This is a genomic window from Mesorhizobium sp. Mes31 (assembly GCF_024519675.1).
In the GTDB taxonomy this organism is placed as follows: Bacteria; Pseudomonadota; Alphaproteobacteria; order Rhizobiales; family Rhizobiaceae; genus Mesorhizobium.
This window is the reverse complement of the sequence record NZ_JALJRL010000006.1, coordinates 157951-174439: the sequence shown is the minus strand read 5'-3', so window position 1 is coordinate 174439 and position 16489 is coordinate 157951. Positions and strand designations below refer to the sequence as shown.

Sequence of the window (16489 nt, the reverse complement as noted above, 5' to 3'; positions counted from 1 at the left end):
CGGATGGGTGCAGACCAGTTCGATAAGTCCCGCTCGCGATCCCTATCCCGCTGCAGGCAATATCTTGCCAGGGTTCATGATGTTCTGCGGATCGAGCGCCTGCTTGATCGTGCGCATGATGTCGACGCCGTGGCCGAGTTCATGGCGCATGAAGCCGATCTTGCCCTGGCCGATGCCGTGCTCGCCGGTGCAGGTGCCATCCATGGCGATCGCCCGCATGTTCAGCCGCGAGACGAATTTCTCCGACAGCGCGATCTCCTTTGGATCGTTCACATCCATCAGCACCAGCACATGAAAATTGCCGTCGCCGGCATGACCGACGATCGGCGCGATCAAGCCCATCTCGGCGATGTCGGCTTCGGTTTCGGTGACGCATTCGGCAAAGCGGGAGATCGGCACGCAGACATCGGTCGACAGGCCCTTGGCGCCCGGCCGCAGCGTCAGCGAAGACCAGTACGCATCGTGCCTGGCCTTCCACAGTTTTGTCCGTTCCTCGGCGACGCTGGTCCACAGGAATGGCCCGCCGCCATTCTCTTCGGCGATCATGCCGAAGGTCTCGGCCTGCTCGGCAACGCCTGCATCGCTGCCGTGGAATTCGACGAACAGGCACGGGCTCTCCGGATAGTCGAGCTTCGAATAGTTCTTCATCGCCCGCATCTGCAGCGCGTTGACCAACTCGATGCGCGCCACCGGGATGCCCATCTGGATCGTCGCGATGACCGCGTTGCAAGCGGCCTCGACGCTCGGAAACGGACAAACGCCGCCGGAGATCGCCTGCGGAATGCCCTGCAGCTTCAGTGTCAGCGAGGTGATGATGCCGAGCGTGCCTTCCGAGCCGATCAGCAGTCGCGTCAAATCGTAGCCGGCCGAGCTCTTTTTCGCGCGCTTGCCGGTCGTCACCGTCTCGCCATCGGCCATGACGGCCGTCAGCGACAGCACGTTCTCGCGCATCGTGCCATAGCGCACCGCGTTGGTGCCGGATGCCCGTGTCGCCGCCATGCCGCCGAGCGAGGCATTGGCGCCGGGGTCGATCGGAAAGAACAGACCGGTGTCGCGCAGATGCCGGTTCAAGTCCTCGCGGGTGACGCCGGGTTCGACCGTGCAGTCGAGATCCTGCGGATTGACCGCGAGGATGCGGTTCATGCGCGAGGTATCGACCGATATGCCACCGCCGGGTGCGTTGGTGTGCCCTTCGAGCGAGGAGCCGACGCCGAAGGCGATCACCGGCACGCGGTGCGCGGCGCAGGCACGCACGATTTCCTGCACCTCGGCCGTGGTCTCCGGGAAAGCGACGCCGTCCGGCGCCTGCGTCGGAATATAGGTGGTGGTGTGCGCGTGCTGGGAGCGGATGGCCTGACCGGTCTGGAAGCGCTCGCCCAGACGCTGTTTGAGGATGCCGAGCACGGCGGCGATGCCTTCCTCGTTGCGTTCGACCGGATTGAGGTCGCTCAGAGCCATGAATTCCTCCGCGAATGGACCAGCGCCAATCCTTGTTATGCGATTATGGATGATGCCTAAAGCAATTCCAGGAAAAGTGTGAAGCGGTTTTCCCGGGAAAAGCGACAGCGCTTTCCCTTGGGAATTGCGTCAGAATAAAAAGAACCTCACCAGCCACGCTCTGTCCAGCGCCAGAACAAGGAAGTTTCGATGCCCATACCCGCCCCCTTCGTCTCCAAGCCCATGGACATCGAGAAGGACTGGATCGACTACAACGGCCATCTCAACATGGCCTACTACAACGTGCTGTTCGACCGCTGCTCGGACGAAGCCTTCGAGGCGATGGGCATGGGGCTGGACTACGTCAAGCAGCGGCGGCTCACCATCTACACGGCCGAAGTCCATGTCTGCTACGTGCAAGAGCTGCATCTCGACCACAAGGTTGTCGTCTCCTTCCAGCTGATCGACCATGACGAGAAGCGGCTGCGGGCCTACCAGGAAATCCGCCATGTCGACGGCTGGCTCGCCGCCACATCCGAAACCCTGTCACTGCATGTCGACATGTCCGGGCCGAAAGTGGCGCCCTTCCCCGCCGATGTGCTGGCCAAGGTCGAAGCCATGCGCGCCGCCCATTCGGTACTGCCGATGCCGGAGCGTGCCGGCCGTTCGATCGGTATCAAACGCAAATAGCGCGAAGCCGACCCCATCTCGTCTCCGAACAGGGCGACCGGGCTTCAAAGCCACACCGGCAGTCCAAAATCGCAAAACCCTGGAATCGGCCGGCACCAGCGCTTGAAGCGGCCCGGCGCGCGCGTTAACCTTACCGAGTTTTTAACGGGAACAAGCCAATTGAGCCGTTGAACGACTCAGCGGAGCGGTCGAAAACGATCCGCACGGGGTTTTGATACGGGCGGCGGGGCGAAGCCGGTTCGAGGGACGTGCATGAAAACCGACATCAAGGTCGAGGTGGACAGGCTGGCTGCCGATCCGCGCATCACCGACTATGATTTCTGGCGTTCGCTCAAGAACGTCAACAACGAGATATTCCACATCGCCAACAACAACGAGCCGATCCCGTTCGACATGATTCGCTGGCGCGCCATCCTGAAGCGGGCCCGCCTGAAGCGTGGTCACGCCTAGCGCCGGCGAGTCGGCCTGTGGCCGATACCGCCCTCTTTCCGGAGGGGCGGCACAAAGACACAGACCAAGTGTATCGAGTTGCGCTTCACGGCCGGCGCTTGATCGCCGCCAACGGCGAGCGCGCCGTCACCGGCGATGACTGGATGATGGCCGTGTTGGTCATCGCATAGGGGATGATCCGGTCGATCACCCGTTCAAGCTCGGCAACAGAGCCGACATGCGCCAGCGCGATGAAACAGTCCTCGCCGGTCACCCGGTCGCATTGCGCGATCTCCGGCAGCTCGCGGATGATTTCGGCCACGACTGCCAGTTGCCCCGGCACCGGCCGAATGCGCAGCCATGCCGACAACGGCAGCCCAAGCGCCGCGGGGTTGATCCGGACCGAATAGGCTTCGATCACGCCGCTTTCCTGCAGCCGTTTGATGCGTTCGGCCACGCTCGGCGCCGACAGGCCGACCGAGCGCGCCAGTTCCGCCGTGCTGGTGCGCGCATCCTTCTCCAGCAGGCGCAGGATCTTCATATCCGACGCGTCGAGATCGGTTTTTTCTGTTCGAAGGCGTTTCATGGAAAACTCCTTTGTTCTGGGTGCAAGATGGCCAGTTACGCCAATCATCTTCCATATAAATCGGAAAAATCGCCTGCGATACTGATCCGATGGCCAATCAGACACAAGCCCCTGCTACCAGCCCTGCCCTTGCCGGCGCTGCCTTCGGCAGGCTGTCGACAAAACTGCCGCCACATGTCTGGTTCGGCGTCAGCGCCGTCTTCCACTATCTTGGGCCGGCATTCGCCGTGCTGCTGTTCCCACATGTCGGCGTGCTCGGCATGGCATGGCTGCGCATCGCCACCGCCGCGCTGATCTTCATGCCGTTGACTCGCCCGTGGCGAACCTTCGCCCGCGCCAATCGCCCAACGGCTCTGTTGTTGCTGGCCTTCGGCGCCTGTCTGGCGGTGATGAACTGTTCCTTCTACCTGGCGCTCGACCGCTTGCCGATCTCGCTGGTGGCGGCAATCGAGTTCGTCGGCACCATTGGCGTAGCGGTGATTGGGCTCAGGAGCCTTCGCAATCTCGCCGCCCTTGCCGTTGCCGTCATCGGCACCTTGCTGCTTATCGACGTCAAATGGGCCGATGATCCCGTCGGACTGTTCTGGGCCTTCCTCAACGGCGCACTGTTCGTCGGTTACATCGTGCTCGGCCACCGCGTCGCTCGCTCGGGCGCGGGCGACGGCATCGCCGGCCTTGGCGCGGCGATGGCGGTCGCCTTCATCGTCGTGCTGCCGTTCGGCTTCACCGATGCGCTGCCCGCCTTTTTCTCACCGCCGCTGTTGCTCGCGGCCATCGGCGTCGGCATCTGCTCGTCGGTCATTCCCTACATTTGCGACCAGCTCGCCATGTCGCGGCTGCCGCGCTCGAGCTTTGCGCTGATGCTGTCGCTGCTGCCAGTCACCGCGACGCTGATCGGCGTCGTCGTGCTCCACCAGATCCCAAGCCTGACCGATTGCCTCGGCATTGCCCTGGTGGTTGCCGGCGTCGCCTTCCACAAGCCGGCATCCGCCAACTGAGCGTCAAAAATAGAATAACTTCAAATGCTTGCAGAAGTCACGATCTGGTTCCCGGCTACGACGGACTGCGACAACAAGCTCAAGATTGAACCAATCCCGCATCTGAGCCGTTGTCCCCACGAACACGGCTTGGAGTGACAAGATGGACTGGAAACGGACCAGGGAACCTGCCGACGCATGGCACATGACGGACGACCTTCATGTCGAGCACGGCAAGGGCGACCCTTTCGCGGCAGCTATCCGCGCCACACGCATGTCGATGATCATCACCGATCCGCGGCAGGCCGACAACCCGATCGTCTTCGTCAACGACGCCTTCCTGCGTCTGTCCGGCTATGAGCGGCAGGAGGTGCTGGGCAAGAACTGTCGATTCCTGCAGGGCCCGAAAACCGACAAGGCAACGGTCGACCAACTGCGTGAAGCGATTGCTGAGAAGATCGATGTCAGCGTCGACATCCTGAACTATCGCAAGGACGGCTCGACCTTCTGGAACGCGCTCTACATCAGCCCGGTCTCGAATGATCGCGGTGAACTCCTGTTCTTCTTTGCCTCGCAGCTCGACGTCTCGGACCGCAAGCGGTCTGAGCATCGCATCACGGCGGACAAGGAACGGTTCGAAAAGGCGGTGAAGGAGCGCACCAGGGAACTCGAAGCCGCGCTCGAAGCGCAGACGACCCTGCTGCACGAAGTCGATCATCGCGTGAAGAACAACCTGCAGATGATCTCCTCGCTTATCGTCATGCAGAGCCGCACAATAAAGGATGCAGCGACGAAGAAATCGCTGGCCACCATGCTGGAGCGCATCGAGGCGTTGAGCACCGTGCACCGCCGGCTCTACCAGTCGAAGGACGTCAGCAGGTTCGATGTCGCCGATTTCGCCAGGGATCTCGTAACCGATTTGTTGACGGCTTCGGGACGCGCCGAAATCAAGTCGACGCTTGATCTCGAACCGATCGTCATTTCGGCGGAAAAGGCGACGCCGGTCGCCCTGATGGTCAACGAGCTTGTCACCAACGCCTTGAAGCATGCCTTCAAGGAAAAGCCCGACGGCACCACGGCGGGCCGCATCGGCATCAAGATGAGCCAGCCCGACGGCCACTTCAACATCGAGGTGTCCGACGATGGTGTCGGCATGGCCGATGCCAGTGGCGACGCCTCTTTCGGCATGCGGCTGATCAAGTCGCTTGCCCGACAGTTGCATGCCGATATCGAATGGCGCGACGCCGGCCCCGGCACCAAGGTCGTCATCTCGATGCCGAACGAACCGCAGCAAAAAGGGAATGTGTCATGATTGAACCGCTCAAGGTCCTGATCGTCGAGGACGAAGCGCTGCTGGCAATGGAACTGGAAAGCCTTGTCGAGGAAGCCGGCCACAGCGTCGTGGGCTGGGCAACCTCCTCGGCCGAAGCCAAGGCCATGGTGGACTCGACGGAAGCCGACATCGCCTTTGTCGACATCCACCTGACCGATGGTCCGACCGGCGTCGAGGTCGCCGAATATATCGGCGAGAAGAAGAACTCGATGGTCGTTTTCATGACCGCGAACCCGAAACGGATTCCCGACCATTTCGCCGGCGCGATCGGCGTCATCGCCAAGCCCTATACGATGAACGGGCTGATGTCCGCGCTGCGCTATCTGCAGGAAGGCGTGCGCCGCCCGCCCCCGAAATCCGTGCTGCCGGCCGGCTTCACCCTGTCGCCAGCCTTCGAGACGGTCTGGGCGCCCGCGGCCTGATGCTGGCCGCTACGCCAGCTTCTGCTTGAGGAAAGCGATGGTCCTGCCCCAGGCAAGGTCGGCCGCCTTCTTGTCGTAGCGCGCCGCCGAGGTGTCGTTGTTGAAGGCATGGTTTGCGCCTTCATAGACGTAGACCTCGTATTCGACATGCGCCGCGTCGAGTTCTTTCTTGAAGGCATCGATGCCGGCGTTGGTGCGCTCATCGAGCCCGGCATAGTGCAGCAGCAACGCCGCCTTGATCTTCGATACGTCGGCGGCCTTCGGCTGCATGCCGTAATAGGCAACGGAGGCGCTGAGATCGGGCGCGTTGACGGCCAGCATGTTTGCGGTGCCGCCACCCCAGCAGAAGCCGACAGCACCGACCTTGCCGTTGCCGTCCTTGTCGGCCTTCAGGAAGGCGACGGTCGCCACGCCGTCGGCGACCGTCTGCGTGGAGTCCAGTTTGGCGAACATGTCGCGCGCCTTGTCTTCATCACTCGGCGTGCCACCCAGCGGCGACAGGAAATCGGGGGCGAGCGCTACGAAACCCTCCAACGCCACGCGCCGCGCCACGTCACGAATATGCGGGTTCAGCCCTCTGTTCTCATGGATGACGATGACGGTGCCGAGCTTGCCCGACTGGTCAGCCGGCTTGACCAGATAGCCCTTCATCTCGCCGCTGCCGCCGGGATAGGTGATGTCCTCGCCCTTCACGCGGGCATCGTTCTCGGCGACGATAGCCGCCTGGGCGGAGTTCGCCGCCAAAAGCGGCGCGATCGCCGCCGCCGCCGCGCCCGATCCGGCAAGCCGGGTCAGCTGCTCCATGAAGCGGCGGCGATCGAGCGTCAGATGCGTGTATTCGTCATAGGCATCGATCATCGCCTGGGTGATGGCGGGCTTTGCTTGTGTCGTGTCGGCTGATTTCGTCATGGGGCATTCCTCGGCTTCGAGCTTCGATACAGAGGCTACATAGGGATCAAGCCGGCACGGTCCAGTCGAGCATTCACCCGGCCGTCGATCGCCTCGCGGCGTCGCCGGCGGCGTTGCGGCGCGGCCAGCAAAGCCAGCGCCACAGGCGCTCCGTCATCACTTTTTGGTCATCGGCGACAAATCCTGCTGGCGCTGCCACAATAGTGAGGGAAGCTGCCTGCTATCGATGGCATCTTGGCGTGTGCCTTCACGTCCCGGCCCCAGAAGGAGCGACACCGATGACCTTGCCTTCCCCGATGCTCGCCAGCGCGTTCGTTCTTGCCGTGGCTGCCGCCATGGCACTGCGCTCGATGGTTGTGAATGCAGGCAGGCGATCGCTGGTCAGGGTCCGCAGTGACCGGAACCGCCGCACAGACACGAAAATCCAAGGTTGAGGTGAGACCATGAACGTCCAGGATATCGTCAACACCGTCTCGCAAAGAGCGGGTCTCGACCAGGCGACGACCGAGAAGGTCGTCGGCACCATTTTCTCGGTGCTCGAGCACGAGGCCGAAGGCACCAGCGCCTCGTCGTTCTTCGCCAAGATCCCCGGCGCGGACGACCTTGCCCACCAGTATGACGTGATGGCCGCCGCCCCAGCCAGTGGCGGCGGCTTCCTGTCATCGCTGCAGGGCGCGCTGGGCGGCGTTCTCGGCGAGAAGGCCGGCGCGCTGGTCAACGGCCTCGCCGCGCTCAAGGCATCCGGGCTCGATTTTGCCCAGATCCAGAAGGCTGGCGAGACGCTGGTCCAGCAAGCCGAAGCGGCCGCCGGCCCCGACCTGACCAACCAGGTGCTCGGCTCGGTGCCCAGCCTGAAGAGCCATCTCGGGCTTGGCTAGAAGGGCACGGCCGACAATCGCTGGCGGGAGGGCGTGCCGCATTGCGACGCTTTTGCTGACCATGGTTAGCGCCGCACCTCATCCGGCTGCCGCCACCTTCTCCCCGTATAGGACGGGAAGAAGAGGCAACTTCAGCGCTGCGCCATTCCTGCAACGCCGTCGATTGGCGAAACCATCGATGAGGGCGTCCTTCTCCCCGTCCCTATACGGGGAGAAGTGCCCGGCAGGGCGATGAGGGGCGGCGCCAAAGTTGCCGGAATTGCAAAACCTAGCGGATCACTCATCCAGCCAGAATCCCGCCCCTATTTCGGCAGCGCGTAAGCCATCACATAATCTCCCGGCTTGGTGCCGACCGAGCCGTGGCCGCCGGCGACGATGACCACGAACTGGCGTCCGTCGGCCACCGCATAGGTCATCGGCGTCGATTGCCCGCCGGCCGGCAGCCGGGCGCGCCACAGCTGCTTGCCCGATGTCAGGTCGTAGGCGCGCAGATAGTCGTCGACCGCGGCACCCAGGAAGGCGACGCCGCCGGCGGTGATCATCGGCCCGCCAATGCCCGGCACGCCGACCTTCAACGGCAGCGGCAGCGGCGTCATGTCATAGACGGTGCCGTTGCGATGCTTGTATGCGATTGCGCCAGTCCTCAGATCCACGCCAGCGACATAGCCCCAGGGCGGCGCCTGGCAGGGAACGCCGAGCGGCGACAGGAACGGGCCCATCACCACCGCGTAGGGAGCGCCCTCATTGCGGTTGAGCCCCTGCTCGCTGCCCTTGGTGTTGTCACCCGGCGGCGGCACGTCAGCGCGGGGAATAAGCCTGGACGTGAAGGCGAGATAGGTCGGCATACCGAACAGCACCTGCCGCACTGGATCGACCGCCACGCCGCCCCAGTTGAAGACGCCGAAATTGCCGGGATAGATCAGAGATCCTTGCAGCGACGGCGGGGTATAGCGTCCCTCATAACGCAGCTTGTGGAAGGCGATCCGGCAGGCCAGCTGGTCGAACATGGTGATGCCCCACATGTCGGCATCGGTCAGCGGCCTGGGGTTGAAACTGAGGTCGGACGACGGCTGCGTCGGTGAAGCCTTGTCCCCCTCGATCGCGCCGCCCGGCGCCGGCACGTCCTTGACCGCAATCACCGGCTCGCCGGTGCGCCGGTCAAGCACATAGAGGTCGCCCTGCTTGGTCGGCCCAACCAGCGCCGGCACGACGGTGCCGTCGGCCCTGGTGATGTCGATCAGGCTCGGCTGCGCCGGCACATCCATGTCCCAGAGGTCGTGGTGCACCGTCTGCCGCACCCATTTCAACTGCCCGGTGTTGAGGTCGAGCACGGTGATCGAGGAGGAGAACTTCTCCACATTGGCGCTGCGTCCCGCGCCGAGCTGGTCCGGCGTCTGGTTGCCAAGCGGCACGTAGAGCAATCCGAGCTTTTCGTCGGCGCTCGGCGTCGACCACATGTTGGGCGAGTTGGCGGTGTAGGTCTGCCCGGCCGGCAGCGGCGTCGTCTGGTCCGGATTGCCGGAATCCCAGTTCCACAGCAGCTTGCCGGTGGCGGCGTCATACGCGCGGATGACGCCGGACGGCTCCTGCGTCGAGTAATTGTCGTTGACCGCGCCGCCGACGATGATCTTGCCACCCACGATCAGCGGCGCCGAGGTCGAGTAATAATAGCCCGACTTCGGATAGGGCATGTTGGTCAAGAGGTTCAGCGTGCCGCCCTCGGCAAAGGCGGGACAGACCTGCCCGTTGGCGGCGTCCAGCGCGATCAGCCGCGCGTCCGAGGTCGGCAGGTAGACACGGTTTCCGCAGGGCTGGCCTGCGGCGATGGCAGCATCGGCATAGTAGGAAACGCCGCGGCAGGTCTGGTGCTGGCGGTCCTTGTCGAGCTTGATCTTGGGGTCGTAGCGCCATTTCTCCTTGCCGGTCGCGGCGTCGATGGCGATGGCGAAATTGTGCGGCGTGCAGATATAGAGCGTGTCGCCGATCTTGAGCGGCGTCACCTGATAGGTGGTCTCGCCAATGTCGTCGGGCCCCTTCACATCGCCGGTGCGGTAGGTCCAGGCTGGCTGCAGGCTGGCGACATTGTCCGGCGTGATCTGGCCGAGCGGCGAGTAGCGCTGCCCGAACGGCGTGCGGCCGTAGAAGTGCCACTCGCCGGCCGGCACATCGCCGCCAAGATTGGCGTTGGGGATCACCTTGTCGGTGTCGAGTTCGCCGGCAATGTCCTTTGGGTCCGTCGTCATCGAATAGCCGGCCACCGCCAGTGACGCCAGCACGGCAAGGATGAGCGGCGCCCGGCCGTCGGGCCCGGCAAGGCCCCGCCTCGCCCATGGCGTCAACAGCCACAGCGCCACCAGCACGATGATGCCGCCGCGTGGACCCAGCTCCCACCAGTCGAAGCCCGTTTCCCACACTGCCCAGCAAAGCGTGCCGAGCACGATCGCCGCGTAAAGCCACAGTGCGGTCGACCGGCGCCGGTAAAGCAGCCAGGCGGCGACCAGGAAGGCGACACCGACGATGATGTAGTACCAGCTGCCGCCCAGCGAAGCCAACCAGATACCGCCGCCGCCAAGTATCAGACCGATGAGGAAAAGGATCACGGCGGTAAGGACGGTTGCCACAACGACACTCCTTCAAGCCCAGCGGGCGGGCGGCCGAAAACCGCCGTCACGAAATGGAAACTAGCCCGCTTTCGATTCTGTTTCATCTCGTTGCGGCAGTTTTCCGCCCGCCCGTGCACGGTGTCAAATCAGGGGGCGCTTGGATAAAGTACGTGTCATTCCTCCATCTGGTCCTGGGGCCGCTCATTCCGAACCGAAGGGGCGCTGGCATTCGCCATTCTTCTGCCGGCCATCAGGAAATGCTATGCTTTGCCCATGAAAGCCGATGCCGCTTCCTTGCTCGAACAGGCTCGTCACGCCTACGATCGGCGGGCGTGGGCAGATGCATTCGAGCTGCTGCGGGCAACGGACGAAATCACGTCGCTGGGTCCGGAAGACCTGGAACGGTTGCTCTGGTCGGCCGGCATGCTTGACCGCGATCAGGAAATCTTCGCCACCGGCGAGCGTCTCTTCAACATCCATCTCGACGCGGGCCGTGACGACCAGGCTGCGTATTGGGCATTCTTCGGTGGTTTCCGGCTTCTGGCGTTGCGCGAGGAAGGACGCGCAACAGCCTGGTTACAGCGGGCGCAGCGCCTGGCGGACGGCTTTGGCCGCGAATGCGCCGCACAAGGCTATCTGGTGTTGTTGGCGGCCCAGAAGGAACTCTTGACCGGTAACGATCCGGCATCGGAGGGGCTGGCAAGGCAGGCGCTGGCGATCGGCGAACGCTGTTGCGATATCGACCTGATCGCCTTCGCCAGATGCTATCTCGGCCGCGCATTGGTGCGGCAAGGCAGGATCGAGGAAGGCATCGCTTTACTCGACGAGGCCATGCTGCCAGCCGCCGACGGCAAGCTTTCGCCGATCATCACTGGCCTCATCTATTGCAACCTCATCGCCGCCTGCCGGCAAGTCTATGCGCTCGACCGCTCGCGCGAGTGGACCGAGGCGCTGTCGAACTGGTGCGGGTCGCAGCCACAGCTGGTCCAGTTCAACGGCATTTGTCTGCTGCACCGCGCTGAAATCATGGAATTGAACGGCGCCTGGCAGGAGTCAATTGCCGAAGCCCGGCGCGCGACCCAGTCACTGGCCCACGTGATCGGCAACGAGGCGACGGCCGGCGCGGCCTATCAGGAAGCCGAAATCCATCGGCTGCGCGGTGAGTTCGCCGCCGCCGAGGAGCTTTACCGCGCCGCCAGCCGGCTCGGGCTCGAACCGCAGCCCGGCATGGCCTTGCTGCGTCTCATGCAAGGCCGGGCCGAACAGGCGGCGGCAACCATTCGCCGCGTGCTTGCCACGACCAACACTCCGCTGAGCCGCGCCCGCCTGCTACCGGCGCTGATAGAGATCATGATCGCTGCGGGTGCGGTCGAGGAGGCGCGCGACGCCTGCGAGGAATTGCAGGCGATCGCCGATCGTTTCGCCACCGACACTCTTGCTGCGATGGCATCCCAGGCGAGAGGGGAAATCGAACTGAGTGAAGACAATCCGGCGGCAGCGCTAGGCCACTTCCGTGCCGCGCTGACGACCTGGCAGCACGCTGGCGCTCCCTATCTGGAAGCGCGGCTGCGCGTCCTGGCCGGGCAGGCCTGCCGAAAGCTTGGCGACGAGGACAGCGCCGAGCTTGAATTCGATGCCGCCCGGGCGGTCTTCACGGAACTTGGCGCCGCGCCCGACCGCGACCGTGTCACTGCGCTGATCGCGCCGACAAATTCACGTCCGCACGGCCTGACCCGGCGCGAGATCGAAGTTCTTGGCCTTGTCGCCACCGGCAAGACCAACAGGCTGATAGCGACTGAGTTGGGTCTCAGCGAAAAGACCGTGGACCGGCATGTCAGCAACATATTCGACAAGCTGGCGGTCAACTCTCGCGCTGCGGCGACAGCTTACGCTTTCCAGAACGGCCTGCTCTAGACAACGCAGCGACATGGGTAAAAATCCCCATGCCATTTCTTTTGCCTGATGGGGTGTCTCCCCGAAGCGTCCGTGTGCCGATTCGCTATTTTGCTCCGCGGTTGACGAAAACCATGGAGACGATCATGAATCCAACTTCGACACTTGGCCCGACTTCAATGCACGCAATGAAGCCACGTGGCAGCCGCGATATCGGTATCGCCGAGACCAAGGCACGTGCCGGCTCACTGCTGGAGCAAGGGGCCGCGTTCACGCAACTTGAGGCTGGCGCGCTGCAGGCAGCAGGTAGCCAGGCGCCATCAGGTGACGAAACGCGGCCAGCGCTCGGGGAAGAACATGTCGATGTCGTCGTCATCGGCGCCGGCCAGAACGGCCTGTCCGTCGGCTACCATCTCGCCCGCAAGGGCCTGAAGTTCGTCATCCTGGAGGCACGCGAACGCGTCGGCGACATCTGGCGTTCACGCTGGGATTCGCTGCGCCTGTTCACGCCGGCACGCTTTGACGGGCTGATCGGCATGCCCTTCCCCAGTGACCGCTATTCCTTCCCGAGCAAGGACGACATGGCCGATTATCTCGAGGCCTATGCGAAAAAATTCGCCCTGCCGGTGCGCACCGGCGTCAAGGTCGACGAGGTGACCCGTTCCGGCAACCGCTACATCGTCACATCCGGTCGGACCCGTTACGTCGCGAGCCATGTCGTGGCCGCGGCCTCGAGCTACCAGAAACCGAAGATCCCCGATTTTGCCGCACTGCTCGATCCGTCGATCCGGCAATTGCCTTCGAGCGCCTACAAGAATCCTTCTCAGCTCAACCCGGGCGGTGTGCTGCTGGTCGGAGCCGGCAATTCCGGGGCGGAAATCGCCATGGATCTCGCGCCTACGCACCAGGTCTGGCTGGCTGGCCGGCATCCGGGCAACATCCCGGTCGCCTACAATGGCTATTTCGCCATGCGTCTGGTCCTCCCGGTCGTCTTCCGCATTGTTTTCCACCGACTGCTCACCGTCGATACGCCAATGGGCCGAAAGGCCAAACCTGAGCAACTCTCGCATGGCCTGCCGCTGATCCGGGTCAAGCCGCAGGACCTGGACGCTGCCGGCGTCCGCCGGGTGTCCCGCGTCGCCGGCGTCCAGGATGGCAAGCCGATGCTCGACGACGGCCAGGTTCTCGATGTCGCCAACATCATCTGGTGCACGGGTTTCCGGGCGGGGCTGGATTGGATCAGGCTGCCGGTATTCGACGAAACCGGCCGGGTGAAACAGTATCGCGGTGCTGTTGAAGGCGAACCCGGCCTCTATGTCTGCGGCCTGCATTTCCAGCACTCGACGTCCTCGACGATGATCCATGGTGCGGCACGGGATGCGGGCTATGTGGTCGACAAGATCGGCGAAAGGCTGCGGGCAGCGGCCAGGTAAAGCCTGGCAGAGCGCATTTGGGCCAACTGTCGAGCGCTGGGGCGATAATATTCGGACGCCGATCGGCAATCTGGCTGCTAAAGCGGAACAAACCGTAGACACTTCTGGCCTTTCGTCGCCGAATCACTACATTCGGGGGAGATGTCCGGCTTTTCCGAAGACATGCCCTTTTTCGACGAACCCAATGCGCGGCCCGCAGCCCCGTCGGGCATTGCCGCGCGCGCCATGGCTGCCCGCAGCGGCCACAACAACGCGCCGGACTATCTGAAGGGGCTGAACCCCGAGCAGCGGCTGGCGGTGGAAACCACCGAAGGCCCGGTTCTGGTGCTGGCAGGCGCCGGCACCGGCAAGACCCGTGTCTTGACGACCCGCATCGCCCACATTCTCGCCACCGGCAAGGCCTTCCCGTCACAGATCCTCGCGGTGACCTTCACCAACAAGGCCGCGCGCGAAATGAAGACCCGCATCGGTCATCTGGTCGGCGAAGCGGTCGAAGGCATGCCTTGGCTCGGCACCTTCCACTCGATCGGCGTCAAGCTACTGCGCCGCCACGCGGAGCTGGCGGGCTTGAGATCCGACTTCACCATCCTCGACACCGACGACGTCGTGCGGCTGATCAAGCAGCTGATCCAGGCCGAAGGTCTGGACGACAAGCGCTGGCCGGCCAAGCAGTTCGCCCAGATGATCGACGGCTGGAAAAACAAGGGGCAAGGGCCGGCCGATATCGCCGAGGGCGACGCCCGCGCCTTCGCCAACGGCAAGGGCCGCGAACTCTACAAGGCCTATCAGGCCCGGCTGCAGACGCTGAACGCCTGCGACTTCGGCGATCTGCTCTGCCACCCGATCCGCATCTTCCGCGCCAATCCCGATGTGCTGAAAGAGTACCACAAGCGTTTCAAATACATCCTCGTCGACGAGTATCAGGACACCAACACCGCCCAGTATATGTGGCTGCGCCTGCTGGCGCAGCGGCCCGATGCCGGACGCGCTTCGACATCAAATGATCTGCGACCGGCCGAAGGCCGCAAGCCCGACCGGGCGTCGGCCGGCCAGGCCGCACCCGCGGAGGCCAGCGAGCGAAGCTCGCGTGCGGCCGTAAGCGATAACAAGGTCAATATCTGCTGCGTCGGCGACGACGATCAATCGATCTATGGCTGGCGCGGCGCGGAGATCGACAACATCCTGCGCTTCGACAAGGATTTTCCCGGCGCCACCATCATCCGCCTGGAACGCAACTACCGCTCGACCGCGCACATACTGGGTGCCGCCTCGCATCTCATCGCCCACAATGAGGGCCGCTTCGGCAAGACGCTGTTCACCGACCGCGACGAGCCCGAGGACGGCAAGGTGCACGTCCACGCCGCCTGGGATTCCGAGGAGGAAGCCCGCGCCGTCGGCGAGACCATCGAGGCTTACCAGCGGCAGAAGCACAATCTCAACGACATGGCCATCCTGGTGCGCGCGTCCTTCCAGATGCGCGAGTTCGAGGACCGCTTCGTCACACTCGGCCTCAACTACCGCGTCATTGGCGGTCCGCGCTTCTATGAGCGCCTCGAAATCCGCGACGCGCTGGCCTTCTTCCGCGTCGTCGCGCAAGGCGCCGACGACCTTGCCTTCGAGCGTATCGTCAATGTGCCCAAGCGCGGGCTGGGCGAAGCCACCATCCGCCAGATCCACGACACGGCCCGCGCGCTTCGCGTGCCGATGCTTGAAGCCGCCACCAAGCTGGCTGAAAGCGACGAATTGAAGCCGAAGCCGCGCGCCGCATTGCGCGAGGTGTCGGCCAATTTCGAGCGCTGGCAGAAGGCGCTGGAGACCACGCCGCACACCGAGCTTGCCGAGACCATCCTCGAAGAGAGCGGCTACACCGACATGTGGAAGAACGACCGCTCCGTCGAAGCCCCGGGCCGGCTGGAGAACCTCAAGGAGCTGATCCGCTCCATGGAGGAATACGAATCGCTGCGCTCCTTCCTCGAGCATGTCGCGCTGGTCATGGACGCCGAGCAGAATGCCGAGCTCGACGCCGTCAACATCATGACGCTGCATTCGGCCAAGGGCCTCGAATTCGAGACCGTCTTCCTGCCTGGCTGGGAGGAAGGCCTGTTCCCGCATCAGCGCGCGCTCGATGAAGGTGGCCGTTCCGGGCTGGAGGAAGAGCGCAGGCTGGCCTATGTCGGCCTGACCCGCGCCAAGAAGAACCTGCATCTGTGGTTCGTCTCCAACCGCCGCATCCATGGCCTGTGGCAATCGACCATACCGTCGCGCTTCCTCGACGAACTGCCGGAAGCCCATGTCGAGGTCGCCGAAAGCGGCAATTCCTATGGCGGCTACGGCAATTCCTATGGCGGCGGCTCGTTCGCCCCGGGCCGTGGCGGCCAGGGTGCAGGCAGGCAGAACCCCTACGGCGCCTCGCGCTTCGACAGCGTCGGCGCCAACAATGGCGGCGCGGAAAAGTCCGGCGCCTTCTCCAACACCTACGCAACGCCGGGCTGGCAGCGCGCGCAGGCCAACCGCACCGAGGCGACCGACCGCAATTGGGGCTCGCGCTCCGGCCACCAGGTCGAACGCATCGGCTATGGCGAAACCGATTCCGGCTATGGTGCCGGCCGCACCTCGGTCAAGGGCCGCACCATCGACGGCGAGCTGGTCGCCAAATCCGTCTCCGACACGCCGTCCGCCTTCAGCGTCGGCGACCGCGTCTTCCACCAGAAATTCGGCAACGGCAACATTTCCGCCATCGAAGGCAACAAGCTGACCATCGACTTCGACAAGGCCGGCCAGAAACGCGTGCTGGACGGGTTCGTGGCGGCGGTGTGAAACGGGCGGTGCTCCATGTTGCTTCCCCGCCCCCAGATATCGAAACCCAGCGGACAACGGCTCTGGATTGTTCCGGCCTATC

14 protein-coding genes are annotated in these 16489 nt (G+C 63.8%); 10 read left to right on the top strand and 4 right to left on the bottom strand.

Features of this window, described 5'->3' with window-relative positions; all coding sequences use genetic code 11:
• Positions 1–42 precede the first annotated feature (42 nt).
• A complete protein-coding gene (locus NR193_RS12625) occupies positions 43–1458 on the bottom strand; it encodes an FAD-binding oxidoreductase (protein ID WP_256751158.1) in 1416 nt (471 codons plus the stop codon).
• A gap of 189 nt (positions 1459–1647) precedes the next feature.
• Between NR193_RS12625 and NR193_RS12620 the strand changes: the two genes are divergently transcribed.
• Both NR193_RS12620 and NR193_RS12615 read left to right on the top strand, forming a co-directional pair.
• Positions 1648–2127: a thioesterase family protein gene (locus NR193_RS12620; RefSeq protein WP_256751157.1), complete on the top strand. Its 480-nt coding sequence runs from the start codon at positions 1648–1650 to the stop codon at positions 2125–2127.
• Between the two features lie 252 nt (positions 2128–2379).
• On the top strand, positions 2380–2577 hold the full coding sequence (locus NR193_RS12615; RefSeq protein WP_256751156.1) for a hypothetical protein: 198 nt from the start codon (positions 2380–2382) through the stop codon (positions 2575–2577).
• 85 nt (positions 2578–2662) lie between these two features.
• Here NR193_RS12615 and NR193_RS12610 read toward each other — a convergent pair whose 3' ends face one another.
• A complete protein-coding gene (locus tag NR193_RS12610) occupies positions 2663–3142 on the bottom strand; it encodes an Lrp/AsnC family transcriptional regulator (RefSeq protein ID WP_256751155.1) in 480 nt (159 codons plus the stop codon).
• A gap of 89 nt (positions 3143–3231) precedes the next feature.
• Between NR193_RS12610 and NR193_RS12605 the strand changes: the two genes are divergently transcribed.
• The 3 genes from NR193_RS12605 to NR193_RS12595 all read left to right on the top strand — a co-directional run bounded on the left by NR193_RS12605 (position 3232) and on the right by NR193_RS12595 (position 5874).
• Complete coding sequence (locus tag NR193_RS12605; protein WP_256751154.1) at positions 3232–4140, top strand: DMT family transporter; 909 nt, start codon at positions 3232–3234, stop codon at positions 4138–4140.
• Between the two features lie 142 nt (positions 4141–4282).
• The gene (locus tag NR193_RS12600; protein WP_306280058.1) at positions 4283–5431 is read left to right on the top strand and encodes a histidine kinase dimerization/phosphoacceptor domain -containing protein; all 1149 of its coding nucleotides are present in this window, start codon (positions 4283–4285) and stop codon (positions 5429–5431) included.
• Positions 5428–5874: a response regulator gene (locus NR193_RS12595; RefSeq protein ID WP_256751153.1), complete on the top strand. Its 447-nt coding sequence runs from the start codon at positions 5428–5430 to the stop codon at positions 5872–5874. The genes NR193_RS12600 and NR193_RS12595 overlap by 4 nt, the downstream gene beginning before the upstream one ends.
• A 9-nt stretch (positions 5875–5883) precedes the next feature.
• On the opposite strand, the gene NR193_RS12590 is transcribed toward NR193_RS12595, so the two are convergent.
• Positions 5884–6783, bottom strand: coding sequence for a dienelactone hydrolase family protein (locus NR193_RS12590; RefSeq protein WP_256751152.1), 900 nt, complete (start codon positions 6781–6783; stop codon positions 5884–5886).
• Between the two features lie 278 nt (positions 6784–7061).
• On the opposite strand from NR193_RS12590, the gene NR193_RS12585 reads away from it, so the two are divergent.
• Together NR193_RS12585 and NR193_RS12580 are read left to right on the top strand one after the other, a co-directional pair.
• Positions 7062–7217: a hypothetical protein gene (locus NR193_RS12585; RefSeq protein ID WP_256751151.1), complete on the top strand. Its 156-nt coding sequence runs from the start codon at positions 7062–7064 to the stop codon at positions 7215–7217.
• A 9-nt stretch (positions 7218–7226) separates the two neighbouring features.
• Positions 7227–7661, top strand: coding sequence for a hypothetical protein (locus tag NR193_RS12580; protein WP_256751150.1), 435 nt, complete (start codon positions 7227–7229; stop codon positions 7659–7661).
• A gap of 302 nt (positions 7662–7963) precedes the next feature.
• Here NR193_RS12580 and NR193_RS12575 read toward each other — a convergent pair whose 3' ends face one another.
• Entirely contained in the window at positions 7964–10282 is a 2319-nt protein-coding gene (locus NR193_RS12575; protein ID WP_256751149.1) for a glucose/quinate/shikimate family membrane-bound PQQ-dependent dehydrogenase, read from the bottom strand.
• A 255-nt stretch (positions 10283–10537) separates the two neighbouring features.
• On the opposite strand from NR193_RS12575, the gene NR193_RS33465 reads away from it, so the two are divergent.
• The 3 genes from NR193_RS33465 to NR193_RS12560 all read left to right on the top strand — a co-directional run bounded on the left by NR193_RS33465 (position 10538) and on the right by NR193_RS12560 (position 16407).
• Positions 10538–12178 carry a helix-turn-helix transcriptional regulator gene (locus NR193_RS33465; RefSeq protein ID WP_306280067.1) on the top strand — a complete coding sequence of 547 codons (1641 nt, stop codon included), beginning with the start codon at positions 10538–10540 and terminating at the stop codon, positions 12176–12178.
• Positions 12179–12303: 125 nt separating this feature from the next.
• Entirely contained in the window at positions 12304–13590 is a 1287-nt protein-coding gene (locus NR193_RS12565) for an NAD(P)/FAD-dependent oxidoreductase (RefSeq protein WP_256751148.1), read from the top strand.
• 141 nt (positions 13591–13731) lie between these two features.
• A complete protein-coding gene (locus NR193_RS12560; protein ID WP_256751147.1) occupies positions 13732–16407 on the top strand; it encodes an ATP-dependent helicase in 2676 nt (891 codons plus the stop codon).
• Positions 16408–16489: the final 82 nt, after the last annotated feature.